Annotated in this window: 18 protein-coding genes; 6 read left to right on the top strand and 12 right to left on the bottom strand. The window is 65.6% G+C overall.

Annotated elements, in window-relative coordinates; all coding sequences use genetic code 11:
- Window positions 1-68 precede the first annotated feature (68 nt).
- Window positions 69-1,349, top strand: a complete 1,281-nt coding sequence (locus G6N49_RS04610) for a cytochrome P450 (protein WP_011561045.1) — start codon at window positions 69-71, stop codon at window positions 1,347-1,349.
- A 218-nt stretch (window positions 1,350-1,567) separates the two neighbouring features.
- Here the strand turns inward: G6N49_RS04610 and G6N49_RS04605 are convergent, their stop codons facing one another.
- A complete protein-coding gene (locus G6N49_RS04605) occupies window positions 1,568-1,975 on the bottom strand; it encodes a hypothetical protein (RefSeq protein WP_041310242.1) in 408 nt (135 codons plus the stop codon).
- A gap of 78 nt (window positions 1,976-2,053) precedes the next feature.
- Between G6N49_RS04605 and G6N49_RS04600 the strand changes: the two genes are divergently transcribed.
- The gene (locus tag G6N49_RS04600) at window positions 2,054-2,590 is read left to right on the top strand and encodes an Rv2253/PknI dimerization domain-containing protein (protein WP_011561047.1); all 537 of its coding nucleotides are present in this window, start codon (window positions 2,054-2,056) and stop codon (window positions 2,588-2,590) included.
- A 279-nt stretch (window positions 2,591-2,869) separates the two neighbouring features.
- Here the strand turns inward: G6N49_RS04600 and G6N49_RS04595 are convergent, their stop codons facing one another.
- The 11 genes from G6N49_RS04595 to G6N49_RS04545 are packed head-to-tail and all read right to left on the bottom strand — an operon-like array spanning window position 2,870 to window position 15,556.
- The gene (locus G6N49_RS04595; RefSeq protein ID WP_083045527.1) at window positions 2,870-4,564 is read right to left on the bottom strand and encodes an MCE family protein; all 1,695 of its coding nucleotides are present in this window, start codon (window positions 4,562-4,564) and stop codon (window positions 2,870-2,872) included.
- A complete protein-coding gene (locus G6N49_RS04590) occupies window positions 4,564-5,946 on the bottom strand; it encodes an MCE family protein (protein WP_163647397.1) in 1,383 nt (460 codons plus the stop codon). The genes G6N49_RS04595 and G6N49_RS04590 overlap by 1 nt, the downstream gene beginning before the upstream one ends.
- A gap of 17 nt (window positions 5,947-5,963) precedes the next feature.
- Window positions 5,964-7,448 carry an MCE family protein gene (locus G6N49_RS04585; RefSeq protein WP_064873182.1) on the bottom strand — a complete coding sequence of 495 codons (1,485 nt, stop codon included), beginning with the start codon at window positions 7,446-7,448 and terminating at the stop codon, window positions 5,964-5,966.
- Window positions 7,432-8,535 carry an MCE family protein gene (locus tag G6N49_RS04580; protein ID WP_083045401.1) on the bottom strand — a complete coding sequence of 368 codons (1,104 nt, stop codon included), beginning with the start codon at window positions 8,533-8,535 and terminating at the stop codon, window positions 7,432-7,434. The genes G6N49_RS04585 and G6N49_RS04580 overlap by 17 nt, the downstream gene beginning before the upstream one ends.
- On the bottom strand, window positions 8,536-9,561 hold the full coding sequence (locus G6N49_RS04575; RefSeq protein WP_011561052.1) for an MCE family protein: 1,026 nt from the start codon (window positions 9,559-9,561) through the stop codon (window positions 8,536-8,538).
- The gene (locus G6N49_RS04570) at window positions 9,558-10,754 is read right to left on the bottom strand and encodes an MCE family protein (RefSeq protein WP_083045402.1); all 1,197 of its coding nucleotides are present in this window, start codon (window positions 10,752-10,754) and stop codon (window positions 9,558-9,560) included. Before G6N49_RS04570 ends, G6N49_RS04575 begins: the two co-directional genes overlap by 4 nt.
- 10 nt (window positions 10,755-10,764) lie before the next feature.
- The gene (locus G6N49_RS04565) at window positions 10,765-11,622 is read right to left on the bottom strand and encodes an MlaE family ABC transporter permease (RefSeq protein WP_011561054.1); all 858 of its coding nucleotides are present in this window, start codon (window positions 11,620-11,622) and stop codon (window positions 10,765-10,767) included.
- Window positions 11,623-11,635: 13 nt separating this feature from the next.
- Window positions 11,636-12,448, bottom strand: a complete 813-nt coding sequence (locus tag G6N49_RS04560; protein WP_011561055.1) for an MlaE family ABC transporter permease — start codon at window positions 12,446-12,448, stop codon at window positions 11,636-11,638.
- Window positions 12,449-12,487: 39 nt separating this feature from the next.
- Entirely contained in the window at window positions 12,488-12,796 is a 309-nt protein-coding gene (locus tag G6N49_RS04555) for a thiolase C-terminal domain-containing protein (protein ID WP_131811366.1), read from the bottom strand.
- Between the two features lie 14 nt (window positions 12,797-12,810).
- Complete coding sequence (locus G6N49_RS04550) at window positions 12,811-14,019, bottom strand: CaiB/BaiF CoA transferase family protein (protein WP_011561056.1); 1,209 nt, start codon at window positions 14,017-14,019, stop codon at window positions 12,811-12,813.
- A 31-nt stretch (window positions 14,020-14,050) separates the two neighbouring features.
- Entirely contained in the window at window positions 14,051-15,556 is a 1,506-nt protein-coding gene (locus G6N49_RS04545) for an aldehyde dehydrogenase family protein (RefSeq protein ID WP_011561057.1), read from the bottom strand.
- Between the two features lie 258 nt (window positions 15,557-15,814).
- Between G6N49_RS04545 and G6N49_RS04540 the strand changes: the two genes are divergently transcribed.
- Genes G6N49_RS04540 through G6N49_RS04525 form a run of 4 tightly spaced genes read left to right on the top strand, consistent with a single transcriptional unit; the run spans window position 15,815 to window position 19,085 of the window.
- Window positions 15,815-16,516 (top strand): SDR family NAD(P)-dependent oxidoreductase, encoded by a 702-nt coding sequence (locus G6N49_RS04540; RefSeq protein WP_011561058.1) that lies wholly within the window; start codon window positions 15,815-15,817, stop codon window positions 16,514-16,516.
- A 49-nt stretch (window positions 16,517-16,565) separates the two neighbouring features.
- Window positions 16,566-17,426 (top strand): mycofactocin-coupled SDR family oxidoreductase, encoded by an 861-nt coding sequence (locus G6N49_RS04535; protein WP_011561059.1) that lies wholly within the window; start codon window positions 16,566-16,568, stop codon window positions 17,424-17,426.
- Window positions 17,427-17,465: 39 nt separating this feature from the next.
- A complete protein-coding gene (locus G6N49_RS04530; RefSeq protein ID WP_011561060.1) occupies window positions 17,466-17,663 on the top strand; it encodes a ferredoxin in 198 nt (65 codons plus the stop codon).
- A 48-nt stretch (window positions 17,664-17,711) separates the two neighbouring features.
- Complete coding sequence (locus G6N49_RS04525; protein ID WP_011561061.1) at window positions 17,712-19,085, top strand: cytochrome P450; 1,374 nt, start codon at window positions 17,712-17,714, stop codon at window positions 19,083-19,085.
- Window positions 19,086-19,105 lie beyond the last annotated feature (20 nt).

Raw genomic sequence — 19,105 nt, 5'->3', positions numbered from 1 at the left:
ATAATCAGCTGGCGGCAGCCATGCACAACAACACGCCGGCAAGCGCCGAATATGGAGGGCTTACGACCATGACCGCGGACTTCGATTCGGTTGACTACTTCACCGACCCCTCCCTGGTCCCCGACCCTCATCCGTACTACGACCACATCCGCGAGAAGAACCCCGTGTGCTGTCCGATCAACAACGGCGTGCTCGCGGTCACCGGCTGGGAAGCGGCCAACACGGTCTACAAGGACTCGGAGAACTTCTCGTCTTGCGTTGCGGTCATGGGGCCGTTCACGCCGATGCCCTTCACCCCGGAGGGAGATGACATCTGCGCGCAGCTGGAGGCGCACCGCACCGAGATTCCGATGTACGAGCACATGGTCACCATGGATCCGCCGCAGCACACCGACGCCCGTTCGATCCTGTCACGGCTGCTCACTCCGAAGCGGTTGAAGGAGAACGAAGACTTCATGTGGCGGCTCGCCGACCGCCACATCGACGAGTTCATCGCCGACGGTCAGTGTGAGTTCCTGGCCGCATATGCCAAGCCCTTCTCACTGTTGGTGGTCGCCGACCTCCTCGGGGTGCCTGAGGAGGATCACGAGGAGTTCCGTGAGGCCTTCGGGGCCGAGCGGCCCGGATCCAACATCGGTGGTCTCGACCACGAGGTGATCGCCGCGAATCCGCTGGCGTGGGCGGACGAGAAATTCTCGCGCTACATCGAGGAACGCCGTGAGTCCCCCCGCGACGACGTACTGACCTCGATCGCCACCGCCAAGTACCCGGACGGATCGACACCCGAGGTCGTCGACGTGGTGCGGACCGCGACGTTCCTGTTCGCCGCCGGTCAGGAGACGACGGCGAAGCTGCTCGGCGCCGCAATGCGGGTGCTGGCCGACCGGCCCGACATCCAGCAGCAGCTGCGCGATGACCGCAGCCTGATCCCGGTCTTCATCGAAGAATGCCTGCGCATGGACAGCCCGGTGAAGAGCGTGTTCCGGATGGCCCGTAAGACAACGACTCTCGGCGATGCGGCGGTGCCCGCGGGCACCACGGTGATGGTCAGTCCCGGGGCCGCGAACCGCGATCCGAAGCGGTTCGACAACCCGCACGAGTTCTCGCTCGACCGCAAGAACGTCCGTGAGCACATCGCGTTCAGCCGCGGAATCCACTCCTGCCCGGGCGCACCGCTGGCGCGGGTGGAGGGGCGGGTCTCCATCGAGCGCATCCTCGACCGGATGGCCGACATCACCGTCAGCGAGGAGAAGCACGGGCCGATCGACGCCCGCCGGTACGTGTACGAGCCGACCTTCATCCTGCGCGGGCTCACCGAGATCAACATCGAGTTCAAGCCGGTCGGCTAGGCTCCATCCGCCGAAACTCCGGGCAGAATGCGCCGAGCCCGCATCTGCGCAGTCTGTTCGGAGTCGGCGGGTGACGCTGCTGCCTGCGCCTCGTCCGCCCGTGCGTGGAGTCCGACCGCCCGCCGCCGAGCGCGCGCCGTGGACCGCTCAGCACCACGTTCATCATGTCGAAGCGGTTGGCGTGCAATCACATCCGGCCGCGGTATGGCCACACCGGCCTAGTCGCCGCGCTCCCAGTAGGAACGGCCGTCCTTCGCCACGCAGGTGAGGAACAGGCCATCCGGCGCCTGGGCGACCTCGCCTTCGAGGGCGGGACACAGGTCGAACTGGTTCTTGACGCCGTGCATCTCGGGCGAGCGGAACCATCGGGGTTCGTATCGGCGCGGGGACCCGCAGAACACCAACCGGCCCCATGAGGTCACACCGAAGGCGTAGTAGGTGTTGTTGCTGCAGTAGGAACCGAGGACGACGCCCGGCTGGATGCCGGGTGTGCAGTTGGGATGGTTGCACTCGGCACCCGGCGGTGGCAGCGGTGGGTTCGGCAGCGGCTGCGCTGACGCGGGTGGTGCGGCAGTCACCAACGCGGAGGTCATCAGGGCAGCGAACGCTGCGACAGCGGATCGCACCCCGCCATTCTCGCACAAGCTGAGGACCAGATTCTCGTTTTCAGCAGGGATGTACACCAGCCGCGATAAGCTTGCGGCATGCGAGGATTCGACATCGCCGTGGGCGCGGCGGCAATTGCTCTCGTGGCAAGCGTGGGCGTCGCAACGCCGGCGGCCGCGTCGAATTTCGGTGTCGAACTCAACGGCACCTACAGCGTGATGTCCGACGGCGAGTGGGCGCTGAGAAACGCCGGTCCGTTTGGCATGGGTGGCGCCCAGAGTTTCTTCGACCAGCAGACGGTCGTCGAAACCTGGACAGTGACGACGGAATGCGTCAGCCCGATCGAATGCTTCGGTGAAGTGAAGAGCGATCGGGGCTACACCGCCACTATTCGACTCGAAGATTTCTGGCTGATCGACCACGACGTGCCGAACTGGTTGCCGTGCCCGAACGGCACCTTCGCCCCGGGTCATCAGAAGTTCATTCTCGAGGGAGTCAATCCCGCCCGGAACGAATTCGTCAACAACCCCGACTTCCTGGTCGGCCGGAACGTGACCAAGAGCGCGAGCGGCGCTTGCGGCAGGAACCAGCCCGTCGTCGTCGAGATGCCCGTGAAGATGCAGAAGCTGTCCTGACAACTCCTGCAGCCTCATGTCGAGGCGCAGTGAACCAGAGCTGAAATCGGATTCACGGCCCGACAGACCGGCAACGGCTCGAACTCACCCCGAAGTCGCCCGATCGCCGATTACCGAGGCCACCTCCCTCGATTTCGGCGGTCTCGTTCCCGATACTCGCGCAGCGTGTACCTAAAAGTGTTGCGCAGGAATCGAATCACTTACTCAGGCACCACCTGGCCAGGCCGTCGCCCGGTGGTGGCCGTCGGCCTGATCCACCGTCACTCCCCGACAGCCACCTCAGGTCGGCAACAGGTCCTGCCAGGACTTGGGCGCTCGCAGCGCGGAATTCGTCTGGCGCTCGAGTCGACCATCAGGGGTCAGATACTCGCCGGTGGCCGGGTCGTAGTGCGCCACCGCGAGTGACGGTCCCCCCGTTCCGTTGCCGCCGAAGGCGCTCGGCGCAGCGGGGACCGCACCGCCGCTGGGAGGCACTTCGGCCGCCGCGGGCGGTACAGGCGGAAGGGGCGTCCCGTTGATCGAGTTGCCGGGCGGTGGCGGAGGCGCCACCGCGGCCGGCGCCGCCGCGGGGGCGGGCGGCCCTGCGGGGACCGGCGTCGTGGCCGGGGCCGGCGCGCCGGGCGGAGGGGCGACCGGCGGTGTGCCCGCCGGAACCGCGCCCGGGGGTAGCGGTGTGCCTTGCAGCGGGGCGTAGATCCGGTCCTGGAAATCCACCCGCTCGTCGACCGGGACGCCCTGCGAGACCAGATTCGGGTCGAAGGGATACGGACCAAGACTGTGCTCACGGATCGCGAGTGGCTGATATCCCTTGGGGTCGTTGCAGAGTTCGACCGTCGGCGCCCGCTTGCCGGGGTGCTCGATACACGGGTAGTTACGGGCACCACGGACGCTGATCGGCGAGTCCTGCGGCAACTTGCAGTACAGCCCGTCAGGCGTGTCGACCGTCGTCATGTCCTCCGGGCTCCGCCACTGCGAGGGCGGCAGGAAGCCGACTGTGCACGCCACCGGGTCGCTGATGGTGAGCGCGAAGTCACCCGAAGGGAGGCCGGTGGGATTGTTCTGCGGGAGCCCGAATGACTGCTGTGCGGCGATGATTCCCGGAAAGATCACCAAGAGTTGCTCGAGCGCCGGATTGTAGGTGAGCAGAACCTGAGTCACGCTGGTCAGATTCGCCAGCAATATCGGCAGCGTCGGCTTGATCTGGGTGAGGAGCTGCGAAACCTCCTGCGCGAAGCCGGGTCCCTGCTGCAGGACCGTGCGCAGCTCGGGGTCGTTCTGCACCAGTTGTTCGGTGACCCCGGCGAGGCTGCGCGCCCACGTCCGGATCGCCTCGGTGGATTCCACTTGCGAATCCAACAGTGGCCCAACGTCATCGATGAGCTGTCGCGTCTGGTCGGAGACAGCGTTCACGTCACCCGCCAGCGTCGAGGCCGAGTCCAGAAGCGACTGGAAGTCGGGGCCGGCCCCGTTGAGGGCCTTGAATGTCTCGTCGAGCAGATCGGGGATCCTGTCGCTCGGGATGCTGTCCACCAGCGCGCTCAGCTGGTCCAACATGGGACCCACCTCTTGCGGAATGGTGGCTCTGTCCCTGGAGATTCGCGAGCCGTCCTCCAGGTAAGGCCCCGAGTCGGTTTGGGGCAACAGCTCCACGTACTGCTCACCGACCGCGGACACGCTGCGCACCTCGGCCAGCAGATCTGCGGGGACCTTCGGCGAGGTGTCGAGTGACATCGTGGCCTCTGCGCCGTTCTCGGTCAGGTTCACTCCCATGACCTTGCCGATCTGGACACCCCGGTAGGTCACATTGCTGAAGCGGTAGAGCCCACCGGCCGCAGGCAATTCCAGCGTCACCGTCAAGCGGCCGATGCCGAGCAGGGTGGGAACCTTCATGTACGCGAAGATCATCACCGACACGCCGACGATCGAGGCGATGGTGAAGATGATCAGCTGGGTTCGTACAAAGCGGGTCAGCATCAGCCACCGCCTCCCGGTTGGGCATCGGCCGGAGCCGGCAGTTGGGCGTCGGCCGGAGCCGGCAATTGGGCGTCGGCCGGAGCCGGCAATTGGGCGTCGGCCGGCGGAGCCGGCGGTTGAGCATCCGCCGGCGGAGCCGATTCGGCTCCGTACGGTCCTGCGAAGATCTGCGAAGAGGTACTGACCGGTGCCTGCGGCAGCCACGGCGCAGCCGGCGGGGGTGGCGACACCGGGAGCAGCGGTCCGGACACCGGCGGCATGGTCGCCCCCGCTGGCGCCTCCGCCGGTGGCGGTGCCACACCGATCGACATCGGACTGTACGAATAATTCAAGTAGTAGGGGTCGCCCGGGGCCGGTATGAGTTTGGCATTTTCATCACCCCATCGGGTGCCCAGCAGGAGTGTCTTCTTCAGGCGCGGATAGGTGATGTCGAAGGTGGCGAACAGGTTGATGTAATCGCCACGGGTGATCCGGTCGGCGAACGTGGGGCCGTACGGGAACGCGGACGCCCACAGGAGCGCGAGGTTGAGGTCGGGTCCGATGTCGGCGAGTGCCCCGAGAGCCGGCCCCAGATTCTCCAGATCCTTGACCAGATCGTCACCGGCGTCCTCAACCAGAGCGGTTGCGGTGTCACCCAGTTTCCCGAGCTTGTCCAAAGCGGCCGTCAGCCGGGGCCGTTCGCTGATCAGCACGTCCAACGCCGGCGGAATCTCTTTGAGCGCCCGGTCGATCGTGTCGCGCTGACCGGCGAACGTGCCGGCAACGCGGTTCAACTGCTGGATCGACGCGATGATGTTCTCACGCTGCGCATCGAGGACTCCGACGAAGTTGTCGAGCCGGGTGATCAGTTGGCGGATCTCGGGTTCACGACCGGACAACGCGAGGTTGAAGTTGTGAATGATGTCGCCGATCTGTCCGAGCCCGCCGCCGTTGGCGACGACCGACAGTGACGACAGCGTCCGTTCGGTGCTCGGATAGGTCGACGAGTCACTCAGGGGGATGGTGGCACCGGCTTGCAGTCGACCCTCCGGCGATTCCCCCAGCGGCGGGTTGAGCGCCAGGTGCATCGACCCGAGCAGGCTGGTCTGGCCGACCGTGGCCACCGCGTTGGCAGGCACCACCACGTCGGGTTTGACCGAGATCTGCACTTCGGCATGCCAGTCGTCGACGGTCATCTTGCGGACGCTGCCGACGACGACGTCGTCGATCAGCACCGGCGCATTCGATTCCAGCGTCGCGACATTCGCGATCTCGACCGTGTAGGACGTGGCGCCCGGCCCCGTCCCCTCGGCCCCGGGCAGCGGCAACGAGTTCACCCCCTGAAAGGAGCACCCGGTGAGCGTCAACGCAAGACATGACCCAGCGACCGTCAATCGCTTCATATAGCTCCCGTGGATCATCACGGAGCCTCCGCAGGCAGCGGCGGCCCGCTGGGCGGCGGCGGGTTGGCCGGCGCCGGGGTGGGTGGAAGCAGCATCCCATCGACTGTCTGCGGTCCCGGCGCGATGTTGCTCAACACGTTCGGCGGCGCTGGGATCGGGGCGCCGGGGTACAACGCCGGTGATGGGATGGCCGGCGCGTCGTCGTCCGGCGTATAAAGCCCGGGGGGACCCGGCGGTTGATTCCAGCCCGGAGGCGGCGGGATGTCCCCGGCTCCGAGGTAGGCGGACACCGACGGGAACGGCTCGGGCGGATCGCCCGGTCCTGCTCCCCCAGGTGCGAGCTTCGGGTCGGTGTAGATGATCCGCTCCGGATTGACCGCGGGCCTCAAGTAGGCGTTGATCGGCAGAGGAATGTTGTTGAAGTTGAGCAGGCGCAATGCGGGACCGAGGTACTGCGCGCAGAGTTTCGCCGTCTCGGGTGCGGTGGTGTTGGCGACGCCGCCGATCAGGCCGCAGACGAAGTGCACCGGGTTGGCAAAGTTGACAAGGGAGAACGCACCCGTCACCGCTCCGCCGTTCGGGTAGTAGATGTTCTGGAAATTGGCGATCGCATTGGGGGTGATGTGGAGGACATTCTCCAATGCCGTGCGGTTGTCGACCAGGACCTGAGTGACGTTGGCCAGTCGCTGAATCTGTTCGGCGGTCAGATCGCGGGTGCCCGCGACGAAGCGCTGCACCTCGCCCAGGGCGACCGACAGTTCAGACAGAACCGCGTCCAGATCGGACCTGCTGTCGTCCAACACACTGGTCAGGGTGGCCAGTCGATTCTCGAACTGGACGATCTGCTGCTTGCTGTCGCGTAGGGCGGTGACGAAGATCTGCAGGTTCTTGATGATGTCGACGATGTTCCCGCTGCCCTCGGCGAAAACCCGGGCCACTCCGGAGAGTTGGGCCAGGGTATCCCGGAGTTTCTCGCCGTTGCCATCCAACGCATCGGCCGCGCTGTCGATGAACCGCGAGACGGACGTGTCGGACACTCCGGCCTCCGGCCCCAGCGCGGTAGCCAGGCGCGTCAGCTGTTCCTTCACTTCGTCCCACTCCACGGGAACCGCGGTTCGGTCGCTGGGGATCACCCCGCCGTCGGGCATCTTCGGTCCGTCGCCGGTGCGGTAGGCGGGCGTGAGCGCGACGAAGCGTTCCGCCACCAGATTCTGCGCGACGATCACCGCCTTGGCGTCTGCCGGTACCGGCACGTCGCGGTCGACGCTGAGAAGCATTTTCGTCTCGGTGCCCTCGGGGGTGATGGCCTCGATCTTGCCGACCTTGACGCCCGACACCCGTACCTCGTCACCGGGATAGATTGCCGTCGCGGTGGGGAAGTACGCCGTGATGGTGTTCGGCCCGAAGTACAGCTTTCGCACCAGGAAAACCGCGCCTGCGACCAACACGAGGGCCAACAGGACCGCCGTCCAGGCCGCCAGGCGCTTACGGGGTGCCGTCATCGGGAAGGTCTCCTGGCTGCGGAATGGCGTTGATCGGGAAGGGAAGCTCGGCCCGCGGTCCGGCGTCGTCCGGCGGCTGGCCGGCGTCCATCCCGCGGCGGAATCCGAAGGCGTAATCGAGGAAGGGCTGCAGAAGCTGCGCCGGTTGGATGTTCGGCACCAGCGCGTTGTAGTACGCACCGTTCGACACGATCTCGCCCTGTGTCAAATAGTATTTCGCCGCGCCCGGCAGGATCTTGGCGAGGTTGTCGCGGTTCCTCTCCAGCATCGCCATCACCTCGTTCAGGTGTTTCAGCGTCGGCGCCAGCTCCTGCTCGTTCTCGGCGACCACCCCGGTCAGTTCGCGCGACACCGACGCCGTCGATCTGAGCAGGCTCGTGATCGCGTACCGGCGTTCGTTCAGCACCGCCAGCAGATCGTTGGAGTTGAGGATCAGCGAGTTGACCTGTTGGCTGCGTTCGCTGAAGATCCCGGTGACATCGCCGGCCGTCTTGAGCAACTCGGCAAGGCTTTCGTTGCGGTTGTTGAGCGACCGCGACAACCGGGAGACCCCGTCGAATGTCGGACCGAGCTGTGGGGCGATCTGGTCGAGCGTCTCCGAGAGAGTGTCCAACGATCGGTTGAGCGAATCCGTGTCGGTCTCTGCGGTATTGGCCGTCAGTTCACTGACCGCATCGGTCAACGAAAACGGCGACGACGTACGCGACGTCGGAATGGGCTGGTCGCGGTCCAGCGTGCCGCTCCCCTCGGACTCCAGCGCCAGCACCCGCTCTCCGAGAAGCGTTCCGGTGCGGATGTGCGCGGTGGTGTCGGAACCCAGCGCGTATTTGCCGTCGACCGTGAATGAAACCAGCGCATCGCCGTTGACGAGTTCGACCGACGACACCTGGCCGACCTTGAGGCCGGACACCGTCACGTCGTTGCCGCCGGCGATGCCACCGGCCTCGGTGAACAGCGCCTGGTAACGCAGGGCTGTGGCCCAGGACAGCAGTCGTATCGGCTGCAGCCCGATCATGATGACGAGGATCATCAGGACGACACCGATGATGCCTGCCTTGATGAGTTGGGACCCGCGGTATTTGTCCATCTACTGATCCACACACCTTCCCGTCTCTTGCTTGATCCAGGGGAACACCACGGTGCGGCCCTCGAGATCACTGGCGCGGAAGGTGATTCCGCAGATGTAGTAGGGGAAGAACGCGCCATAGGAACCCACCCGGGCGAGCTTGCGGTAGATCTCGGGTAGGCGCTGCAGGGTTGCGTCCAGGCGCGGTAGATCGGTATTCAGCAGCGGAGCGAGCCGATTCAGCTGGTCGATCGTGTTGTTCAACGGCGGCCGTGCCCGGCCGAGAAGGTCGGCCAGCGACGAGGTTCCGTTGTCCAACGCCTCGATGGCGGTGCCGATCGGATCGCGGTCCGCGGCCAATCCCTCGATCAGCTGATCCAGTCTGTCGATCGCGCCGGAGAACTCCTCGCCGTCTTTGGACAGCGTGTCCAGCAGCGTTCGCAGCTCGTCGATCAACTGCTCGATCACCTGGTTGTTGTCGGCGAGTGAGTTGGTGAAGGACGACGACTTCGAGAACAACGAATCGAGTGTTCCGCCTTGACCCTGCAGGATCTGGACAAGCGACGTGGTGAGGCCGTTCACATCCTCTGGATTGAGGCCCCGGATAACCGGTTTGAGGCCGCCGAGCAGTACGTCGAGGTCGAGTGCCGGTGCGGTGCGAGCCAAGGGAATCTCGGAGCCGGCCGGGAGAATTCTCGTTGAACCGGGGCTGTCGATGAGTTCGACGTACCGATCGCCGACCAGATTGAGATAGCGGATCGCCGCTTTGGTGCTGGTGGTCAGCTTGGTGTTCTTATCGGTGTCGAACTCGACCACGACTTTTCTGTCGGCCCGCAGCGACACGCTCTTGACGGTGCCGACCCGAATGCCGGCGATCCGCACACTCTCGCCCGCCTTCAGCCGCGACGCATCTTCGAAGACAGCCGAATACTTCTCGGTCGCACCGGTCCTCGAGTCACTGAACACCAAGAACAGGAAGGCGGTCAGCACCACCATGATGACGCCGAAGATGAGGAACTTGATCAGCGTGCCAGTCGATCGCGTCATCCCGGCATTCCAATCTGTGCGGTGTTTCGAGGCGGCCCGTCGAGTGGTCCGAAGAGCCAGTTCTTGAGTCCCTCGGAGTTCAGCAGGATTCCCGCGTTGCCATATTGCGCCGGATTGGAGCCGACGTCGCCGACGACCATCGGCGGCACGAACTCAGGGGGTAGTTCGGGCAGTCCGAGTTCCTTGCAATAGTCACGCCCCCCGCTCTTGGCCGCGACCTTCGGCAGGTCACCGGGATACCGGTACCGCTCGACGCCCAGTGTCAGGCCGGCCGAGACCATGATGCCCGAGTACTGCGGTCCTGATTTCGCGAACGGGATGAGGCCGCCGATGCCGCACCACAACGACTTTTTGTAGGTGTTGAGCAACTCGGCGGTGGGCACGAGATTCTCCAGGACGTCACCGAGGGCCTCGCGGTTGCCACCGATCACCTCGTTGCCGATGTCGGCCAGACCGATTGCGCTGACCAGGAACTCGTCGAGGTTCTGCTGCTGGTCGACGATCGTGTTGCTGAACTGTGTCGTGTTCTGCATCGCAGAGATCAGGTCCGGCGCCGCGTCTCCGTAGGCCGTCAGCGTGGGCACGGAGGCCTCGATGTCTTGGGCCAGATTCGGCAGGCTCGGTTCGATCTTGGCGAGCACCGCATTCAGATCGACCAGCGTCTGACCGAACTTCTCGCCGCGGCCGTTGAATGCCGACGAGATCGCACCCAGCGTCTCGTTGAGCTTCGCGGGATCGATCTTGTCCAGCACCTCCACGAGCTGCTGGAACACCGTATTGACCTCGACGGTGACATGCTGGCCTTCGATCACCTGCCCCTTCCGCAACTTCTCCGGAGAGGGGTCCTCCGGCGGGAAGAACCGCACGAACTTGGCCCCGAAGACAGTCGTCGAGGCGATGTCGACGTTCACGTTGGACGGAATGAGGTGGAGCTGTGACGGATTCATCGCCAGATGGAGAACCGCCTTGCCGTCGGGCCGCCGCTCGATCGTCTCGACCCGCCCGACTTCGACGCCGCGCATCTTGACCTCGGCATCGGGGTTCATCACGAGGCCGGCCCGGTCGGACACGACCGTTACGGGAACGGTTCGGGTGAATGTTCCCGCGAACAGACCGATGGCCAGCGCGATGATCAGGCCGATGGCCACGAGCAAGGCCAGCCCTGTCAGCGGACGTACTGCGCTCCCTTTCACCGTTGCTCCCCTATCCCGACAGGTTGAAGTTGCCGTTGCGGCCGTAGACGGACAGGGAGACCAGCAAGGTGACCGACACGACCAGGATCAATGACGTGCGCACCGCGTTGCCGACGGCCACGCCGACACCGGAGGGCCCGCCGGAGGCGAAGTATCCGAAATACGTGTGTACCAACAGGATTGTGATGGCCATCAACACCGCTTGCAGGAACGACCACAACAGATCGATCGGGTTGAGGAACGTGTCGAAGTAGTGGTCGTACAGTCCGGCGGACTGTCCGAACAGCATCACGGTGGTGAACTGGCTGGCCACGAAACTCAAGATCACCGCGATGGCGTACAGCGGGGTGATCGCGATCATCCCGGCCGCGATCCGCGTGGAAACCAGGTACTCGACGGGCCGGATGGCCATCGACTCGAGCGCGTCGATCTCCTCGTTGATGCGCATCGCCCCCAGTTGCGCGGTCACCCCGGCGCCGAATGTGGCCGCCAACCCGATGCCGGCGACCGTGGGAGCGGCGATGCGCACGTTGATGAATGCGGCGAGGAATCCGGTGAGGGCTTCGATGCCTATGTCGCCCAGTGAGGAGAAACCCTGCACCGCGAGCGTTCCGCCCGCGGCCAGCGTGAGGAAGCCGACGATCACCAGCGTGCCGCCGATCATCGCCAGCGTGCCTGCGCCCATGGAGATCTCGGCGATCAGCCGGATGATCTCCTTCCGGAAGTGCAACGTTGCGTGCGGCACCCCGCCGATCGCCCTGATGTAGAACAGCATGTGGTCGCCGAGGCGCCCGAGCACGTCGACCGGCCGGCGCACACCGCGCGCGAGGCGGGGGTAGTTGCTGCGAAGAACTGTCAAGGTACCCATCGATACGCCCCGATCACTCCGACGCCATGTGGATGCCGACCGTCGTGACGAGCACGTTGATCGCGAACAGGGCCATGAACGCGTAGACCACGGTCTCGTTGACCGCGTTCCCCACCGCCTTGGCCCCGCCGCCGGAGACCGTCAAACCGCGATAACAGGCGACCAGTCCGGCGATCAACCCGAAGAGCAACGCCTTGACACAGGAGATGATCATCTCGGGCACCCCGGTCAACAGGGTGATGCCCGCAGCGAAGGCTCCCGGGTTGACGTCCTGGATGAAGACCGAGAACGTGTAGCCGCCCAGGATCCCGATGATCACCACCAGGCTGTTGAGCAGCAGGGCCACCAGGCCCGAGGCCAGCATCCGGGGGGTCACCAGGCGCTGCACCGGGTCGATGCCCAACACCTCCATCGCGGAGATCTCCTCGCGTATGGTCCGCGACCCGAGATCGGCGCACATCGCCGTCGCCCCCGCGCCGGCCACGATCAGCACCGTCACGAGGGGCCCCACCTGCGTCACGGCGCCGAAGGCGGCACCGGCGCCGCTCAGGTCGGCTGCACCCAACTCCCGCAACAGGATGTTGAGCGTGAACGACACCAGGACGGTGAACGGGATCGCCACCAGCACCGTCGGCGCCAACGACACCTTCGCCACGAACCACGACTGCTCGAGGAACTCCCGCCATTGGAACGGCCTGCGGAACACATTCCTGATGGCGTCGGCCGACATGGCGAACAATCCGCCGACCGCGGCCATCGGCCCCGCCAGGTTCTTCACCTGCGGTAGGCCAGGGGTCCACCGCTCCGGCCCGCTACCTCGTGCCATGTGCAGTTCCCTTCGAGATGGTCACAGCGAACACCGGAATCACGGCTTCGCCGCGAAGGTGCGCAGACAAACCGGAGTGGTGCGCGACTCCGGTCGCGCCGGGCGAATGCCCCTTGCTTCCCCGCTCGTGTTCACGGGCAGCTCCCCGCCGTTAGTCGTGACCACCGTTTCGACGAGTTTGTGGTCCCCGAACCTCTCGGCGAATGTCACATCTTCATAGCTCATGCGCCCGATTCCCGTGATTGATTCGTCAACTCCAGCCACATGGATATCTCCAGAAACAAGACCTGCCGTCTCAAACGCCTGCTCGGCCGACGGAGTCGTTCCGACCGAAGATGTGAACGGCATTCAGATCTCCGGGGTCACGTGACGGCGCCGGCCGTCTTGAGCTCGATGATGCGGTCCCAGTCGAGGCCGAGTTCGACGAGGATGTCGTCGGTCTGTTCGGCGAACCCGGGCGCGGCGGCGGTCTGTGGAGCGGCGACGTCGAACTGGACCGGGTTGGCCACCAGTTCCAGTTCGCCGGCCTGCACGATGTACTCGTTGGCCCGGATCTGCGAGTCCTTGGCCGCCTGCAGTGTGTCCTGCACGGGCGCCCACGGACCGGCCAGCGTCGCGAACCGCTCACTCCACTCCGGCAGTGGACGCTTACGCATTGCCTCGGTGAGGATCTCGACGGCGGCCGGGGTGTGCTCGGCGAAGGACTCCGCGGACGCGAAGCGCGGATCGTCGGCGTACTCGTCGAGATCCATGTGCTTGCACACGTCGGCCCAGAACTTCGTCGGCTGCATCATCACGAACGAGATGTAGCGGTCGTCGGCGGTCGGGTACACCCCCACCAGCGGGTTGATCGGCGAACCGTGCACCCCAGGAGGCGGCTGCACCATCAGCTGGTTCAGGTGCGAGGTCAGCGCAACGGTGTGGCCCATCGCCCACAGACCGCTGCCCAGCAGCGAGACGTCGACCACCGACGGCTCACCGGTGCGCTCCCTGCGGAACAGCGCCGCCGCGATGCCGCCGGCCAGATTCGTCCCGGAGATGGTGTCGCCGTACGCCGGTCCGGGCGGGCCGATCATGCCCTCGATCCCCGGCGGGGTGATGGTGGCGGCCGTACCGGCCCGGCACCAGAACGCGGTCATGTCGTAACCGCCCTTCACCGACTCCTCACCGCGCGGTCCGAGCGCGCTGCCGCGGGCGTAGACGATGTTCGGGTTCACCGCACGGATGTCGTCGACGTCGATGCCGAACTTCTGCCGATGTCCGGGCAGGAAGCTGGTCAGGAACACGTCCGCGCGCCGGGCGAGTTCGAGCAGGACCTCCCGGCCCTCGGGCACCGACATGTCCAGCCCGATGCTGCGCTTGCCCCGGTTGGCGTGTTCGATGTTCGGGTTCGGATCGCCCTCCACCCGCAGCGGTCCGGTCTGACGCAGTCCGCGCTGAGGATCGCCGGTCACCGCGTGTTCGACCTTGATGACCTCGGCGCCCCACTCACCGAGCACCGCACCGCACGACGGGACGAACCCGTACATCGCGACCTCGAGGACGCGGATGCCCTCCAATGGCCTGCTCATCAACGCACTCTCCTCTTCGCGCAAGCGCTCATCAGCCCACCACCGTCGCGAATGTCTTGGATTCGAGGAACTCCTCGAGGCCTGCGGTGCCCATCTCGCGGCCGATGCCGGACTGTTTGTAGCCGCCGAACGGGCTGTCGGGGCTGAAGTAGTTGCCGCCGTTGATCGAGAACGTCCCGGTGCGGATGCGGCGGGCGACCGCCAGCGCTCGCTCCTCGCTGCCGAACACCGCGCCGGACAACCCGTAGATGGAGTTGTTGGCGATGCGGACGGCGTCGTCGTCGTCTTCGTAGGCGATCACCACCAGGACGGGGCCGAAGACCTCCTCCTGTGCGATCTCGCTGTCGGGGTCGACATCGGCGAGCAGCGTCGGCGAGTAGAAGTAGCCGGGGTCGACCTTCTCGCCGCCGGTGACCAGTGATGCCCCTGCGGCGACGGCCCTTTGGACCATGCCGTCGACCTTGTCGCGCTGCTTCTCACTGATCAGCGGACCCATGTAGGTGGACGGATCGGCTGGATCTCCGAAGCGCACCAACCCGAAGTTGTTCTTGATCTTCTCGACGATCTCGTCCTTGTGCCGGGCCGGCACCAGCAGCCGGGACGTCAGCGCGCAACCCTGGCCGGCGTGGGTGACCATCGAGAACGCCGAGAACAGTGCCGCGGTGTTGAAGTCGGCGTCGTCGAGCACGATTGCCGCGGACTTGCCACCGAGTTCGAGGAACACCTTCTTGAGCGTCTCGCTCGCGGCGGCCATGATGCGGCGCCCGGTGGGGGTCGAACCGGTGAAGGTGACCATGTCGACGTCGGGGCTGGTGGTCAGCACCGCGCCCACCTCCGGGTCGGCGCCGGAGAGCACGTTGACGACACCGGCCGGGATGTCGGTGTGCTCGGCGATCAACTCGCCGAGGGCCAGGGTGATCAACGGCGTGTCGGGTGCGGACTTGAGGACGACGGTGCAACCGGCGGCCAGCGCCGGCGCGAGTTTGGCCAGCGCGAGTTGGTTCGGATAGTTGTAGGCGATGATCGCCGCCACGACGCCCGCGGCTTCCTTCTCGACCCAGCGGTGGTGCTGCATGCCCCGGCTCTCGATGTTGCCGAGGTCTTCGGTCATCGGGTAGTCGGCGAGCAGGTCGGCGTAGTAGCGCACGATCGCGATCGGCTGGTCGAGTTGCGCGCCCTGGCACAGCGCCTCGGTGGCGCCCACCTCCGCGATCGTCAGTGCGGCCAGTTCGTCGCGATGCTCGACCAAGGCGGTGTGCAACTGGTCGAGGCAGCGCAACCGCAGTTCGACGTTCGTCGCCCAATCGGTCGTGTCGAAGGCGCGTCGCGCCGCGGCCACGGCGGCTTCGGCGTCGGCGACGGTCGCATCCGGCGCGTACCCGAGCACCTGGCCGGTGGCGGGATTGAGGGAGGGAAACACCCGTCCGGTGTCGACCAGCCGACCGTCGATCAACAGCCGCCGATCCGCCTGCACGTCACCGGCCCGGGAGCCGGCGGCACTCTGGCGATCCGCGCTCACCGTGGGCGTCTGAGCCATCATCCTCCTCCGTGCGATGGAAATTCCATTCTCATTCCCGGCGAATCATACATTCGGCACGAGAGAACTCAAGGAAACCTAGAGTGGCTAGTCATGGGCTTGGGGAGCCGGATTGGAGCATAGGTGGGCGCCGAGCGCGTCCGTGCGATTTCTTGCAGAATGATCGACATCGAGAGTACGGTTCTCATAATCGGAAGGATGATTCTTGATGCTTGAGACGACCGAGACAGCCCCGGCCGCCGGACAGGACAGAGCACTGTGAAGACCGCCGTGGTCACCGGCGGAGGGTCGGGTATCGGACTGGCCATCGTGCAGCGGCTGCAGGCCGACGGGCTCCACGTCGCCACGATCGATCTCAAACCGGGCGACGGCGAGTTCGCCCACGCCGCCGACGTGACCGACCGGTCCGCGGTCGAGGCCGCCTTCACCGCGATCCGCAAACAGCTCGGTCCGATCACCGTGCTCGTCAACGCCGCCGGGCTGGACTGCTTCAAACGCTTCAGCGACGTGACCTTCGACCGCTGGCAGAAGGTCATCGACGTCAACCTCAACGGCGTCTTCCACACCATCCAGGCCGTGCTGCCCGACATGCTCGAGGCGGGGTGGGGCCGCATCGTCAACATCTCGTCGTCGAGCACCCACTCGGGCGCCCCGTACATGTCGCCGTACGTGGCCGCCAAGTCGGCGGTCAACGGCCTGACGAAATCGCTTGCGCTGGAATACGGGCCGAGCGGTATCACGGTCAACGCCGTACCGCCCGGCTTCATCGACACCCCGATGCTGCGCGCCGCCGCCGAGCGCGGCTACCTCGGCGACATCGACGCCACGATCGCCGCCACCCCGGTGCGGCGCATGGGCAGACCAGAGGACATCGCCGCCGCCTGCGCGTTCCTCATCAGCGAGGAGGCCGGCTACATCACCGGCCAGATCCTCGGCGTCAACGGCGGCCGTAACACCTGACGGTCATGCATCACCAACGGAATCAACCGGTTACACGAGAGGACAAGCTGTGGGGCGCGTAGAAGGCAAGGTCGCATTCATCACGGGCGCAGCGCGCGGGCAGGGTCGCAGCCACGCCATCCGACTGGCCGAAGAAGGCGCCGACATCATCGCCATCGACATCTGCGCCGACATCGAGACCGTGGGTTACCCGCTGGCCACCCGGGAAGATCTCGAGGAGACCGCCCAGTACGTGGAGAAGGCGGGCCGCAAGGCCGTGATCGCCCAGGCCGACGTCCGTGACGCCGCCCAACTGAAGCAGGCGGTGGACAACGGCGTGGCCGAACTCGGACACCTCGACATCGTCGTCGCGCAGGCCGGCATCGCGGCGATGAAGGGCGCCCCGCCGATGCAGGCGTGGACCGACGGCATCAACACGAATTTCGTCGGGACCATCAATGCCATCCAGGTGGCGCTGCCCCACCTCAAGGAGGGCGCCTCGATCATCGCCACCGCCTCGGCGGCCGCGCTGATGGACGCCTCGAAGAAGGACCGCCCGGGCGCCGACCCCGGGGGGATGGGCTACATGACCTCCAAGCGTCTCATCTCCCAGTACATGCACGACCTGGCGACCGAGTTGGCGGTGCGCAACATCCGCGCCAACGTCATCCACCCCACCAACTGCAACACCGACATGCTGCAGAGCGAGCCGATGTACCGCTCGTTCCGGCCCGACCTCGAGAAGCCCACGCGCGCCGACGCGGAGCTCGCGTTCGGTGTCCAGCAGGCCATGCCTGTGCCGTTCATCGAGCCCGAGGACATCAGCAACGCGGTGCTGTGGCTGGCCTCCGACGAGTCACGCTTTGTCACCGGCATGCAGTTGCGCGTGGACGCTGGCGGCTACCTCAAGTGGTACGACTACCACGTCTGATCCGAACACCGTTGTACCGCAGCGACTTCGAGGAGAGCAGTGAAGGTAAGGGTTGACCCGGACCGTTGTCAGGGGCACACGCTGTGCTCGATGATCGCACCGGATTCCTTCGTGTTGAGCGATATCGACGGCACCGCGTCGCCGGTCAACGAGGTCGTGCCCGACGATCAGCAGAACGCCGTCCGCGAGGCGGCGTCCTCCTGTCCGGAACAAGCGATTTCGATCGAAGACGACTGACTCGGAACGGATGTCTGCAGACCAATGACCCAGGGAGCCAACAACGACGTGAGCAGCGTCGACGATCTCCGCGGCGAGCCCGCCTCCAGTGATCGCAAGAAGAACAGCTACCACTTCGACCGGCACACACCGGAGTACCGGCTGCAATTCGAGAAGATCACCGAGGAGATGCAGACCAAGTGCCCGATGGCGTGGAGCGACACGTACGGCGGGCACTGGGTGGCCGCCGACAGCAGGCACGTGTTCGAGTTGGCGCGCTGCCCGGCGGTGTCCAACCACCACGACATCAGCGGTGAAACGCCGTTCCAGGGCATCACCATCCCCAAGGCGAGTCGGGCCACCGTCGTCCGCGGCGGCATCCTCGAGATGGACGAACCGGAACACAGCGCCTACCGCGGCGCTCTGAACCCCTATCTCTCACCCGCCGCGATCAAGCGCTGGGAACCGTTCGTCGACGAGATCACCCGCGCCGCCCTCGACGAGCACATCGAGTCCGGCCGCATCGATTTCGTCGAGCATCTGGCGAACGTGGTGCCGGCGGTGTTCACGCTGGCGATGATGGGCATCTCGCTGAAGAAGTGGAACGTCTACAGCGAGCCAACCCACGCCTCGGTGTTCACCCCCGAGCACTCCCCCGAACGCGAGAAGATCAACGAACAGCATCGCGAGATGGGGATCGACCTCATCACCAACATGATGGAGATCCGGGAGAATCCGCGTCCCGGTCTGGTGAACGCGCTGGTGCAGTTGCGCATCGACGGTGAGCCCGCGCCGGACATGGAGATCCTCGGCAACCTCGGTCTCATCATCGGTGGCGGTTTCGACACCACGACGGCGCTCACCGCGCACGCACTGGAGTGGCTCGGCGAGCACCCCGACCAACGGGAACGGCTCAGCCGTGAGCGTGCCACGCTGCTGCATCCGGCCACCGAGGAGTTCCTGCGCTTCTTCACCCCGGCCCCCGGCGACGGCCGCACCTTCGCCGACGACGTCGAGGTGGAGGGTCAGCAGTTCAAGAAGTACGAGCGGCTGTGGCTGTCCTGGGCGATGGCCAACCGCGACCCGTCGGTGTTCACCGCACCCAACGAGGTCATCCTCGACCGGAAGGGCAACCGCCACTTCAGCTTCGGTATCGGTGTGCACCGCTGCGTGGGCTCCAACGTGGCCCGCACGGTGTTCAAGTCGATGCTGACCGCGGTGCTCGACCGGATGCCGGATTACGTGTGCGACCCCGAGGGCACCGTGCACTACGACACCATCGGCGTCATCCAGGGCATGCGCAATCTGCCCGCGACGTTCACGCCCAGCAAGCCGCTGGGCCCGGGTCTCGACGAGACGCTGGAGAAGTTGCAGCGCATCTGCGACGAGCAGGAGCTGGCGCGCCCCATCACCGAGCGCAAAGAAGCCGCCGTCATCGACTGATCCGCACTTGCGATCGGCGC

The sequence above is a fragment of the Mycolicibacterium monacense genome (genome assembly GCF_010731575.1).
Lineage (GTDB): Bacteria > Actinomycetota > Actinomycetes > Mycobacteriales > Mycobacteriaceae > Mycobacterium > Mycobacterium monacense.
Note: the sequence above shows the minus strand (reverse complement) of the source record. Positions and strands in the feature narration are given on the sequence as shown.

Bases quoted from the DNA above. Each gene is read 5' to 3' on its own strand.
- G6N49_RS04610 (WP_011561045.1), top strand. From the start codon at position 69: ATGACCGCGGACTTCGATTCGGTTGACTACTTCACCGACCCCTCCCTG.
- G6N49_RS04600 (WP_011561047.1), top strand. From the start codon at position 2,054: ATGCGAGGATTCGACATCGCCGTGGGCGCGGCGGCAATTGCTCTCGTG.
- G6N49_RS04595 (WP_083045527.1), bottom strand. From the start codon at position 4,564: ATGCTGACCCGCTTTGTACGAACCCAGCTGATCATCTTCACCATCGCC.
- G6N49_RS04590 (WP_163647397.1), bottom strand. From the start codon at position 5,946: ATGAAGCGATTGACGGTCGCTGGGTCATGTCTTGCGTTGACGCTCACC.
- G6N49_RS04585 (WP_064873182.1), bottom strand. From the start codon at position 7,448: ATGACGGCACCCCGTAAGCGCCTGGCGGCCTGGACGGCGGTCCTGTTG.
- G6N49_RS04580 (WP_083045401.1), bottom strand. From the start codon at position 8,535: ATGGACAAATACCGCGGGTCCCAACTCATCAAGGCAGGCATCATCGGT.
- G6N49_RS04575 (WP_011561052.1), bottom strand. From the start codon at position 9,561: ATGACGCGATCGACTGGCACGCTGATCAAGTTCCTCATCTTCGGCGTC.
- G6N49_RS04565 (WP_011561054.1), bottom strand. From the start codon at position 11,622: ATGGGTACCTTGACAGTTCTTCGCAGCAACTACCCCCGCCTCGCGCGC.
- G6N49_RS04560 (WP_011561055.1), bottom strand. From the start codon at position 12,448: ATGGCACGAGGTAGCGGGCCGGAGCGGTGGACCCCTGGCCTACCGCAG.
- G6N49_RS04555 (WP_131811366.1), bottom strand. From the start codon at position 12,796: ATGCCGTTCACATCTTCGGTCGGAACGACTCCGTCGGCCGAGCAGGCG.
- G6N49_RS04550 (WP_011561056.1), bottom strand. From the start codon at position 14,019: ATGAGCAGGCCATTGGAGGGCATCCGCGTCCTCGAGGTCGCGATGTAC.
- G6N49_RS04545 (WP_011561057.1), bottom strand. From the start codon at position 15,556: ATGGCTCAGACGCCCACGGTGAGCGCGGATCGCCAGAGTGCCGCCGGC.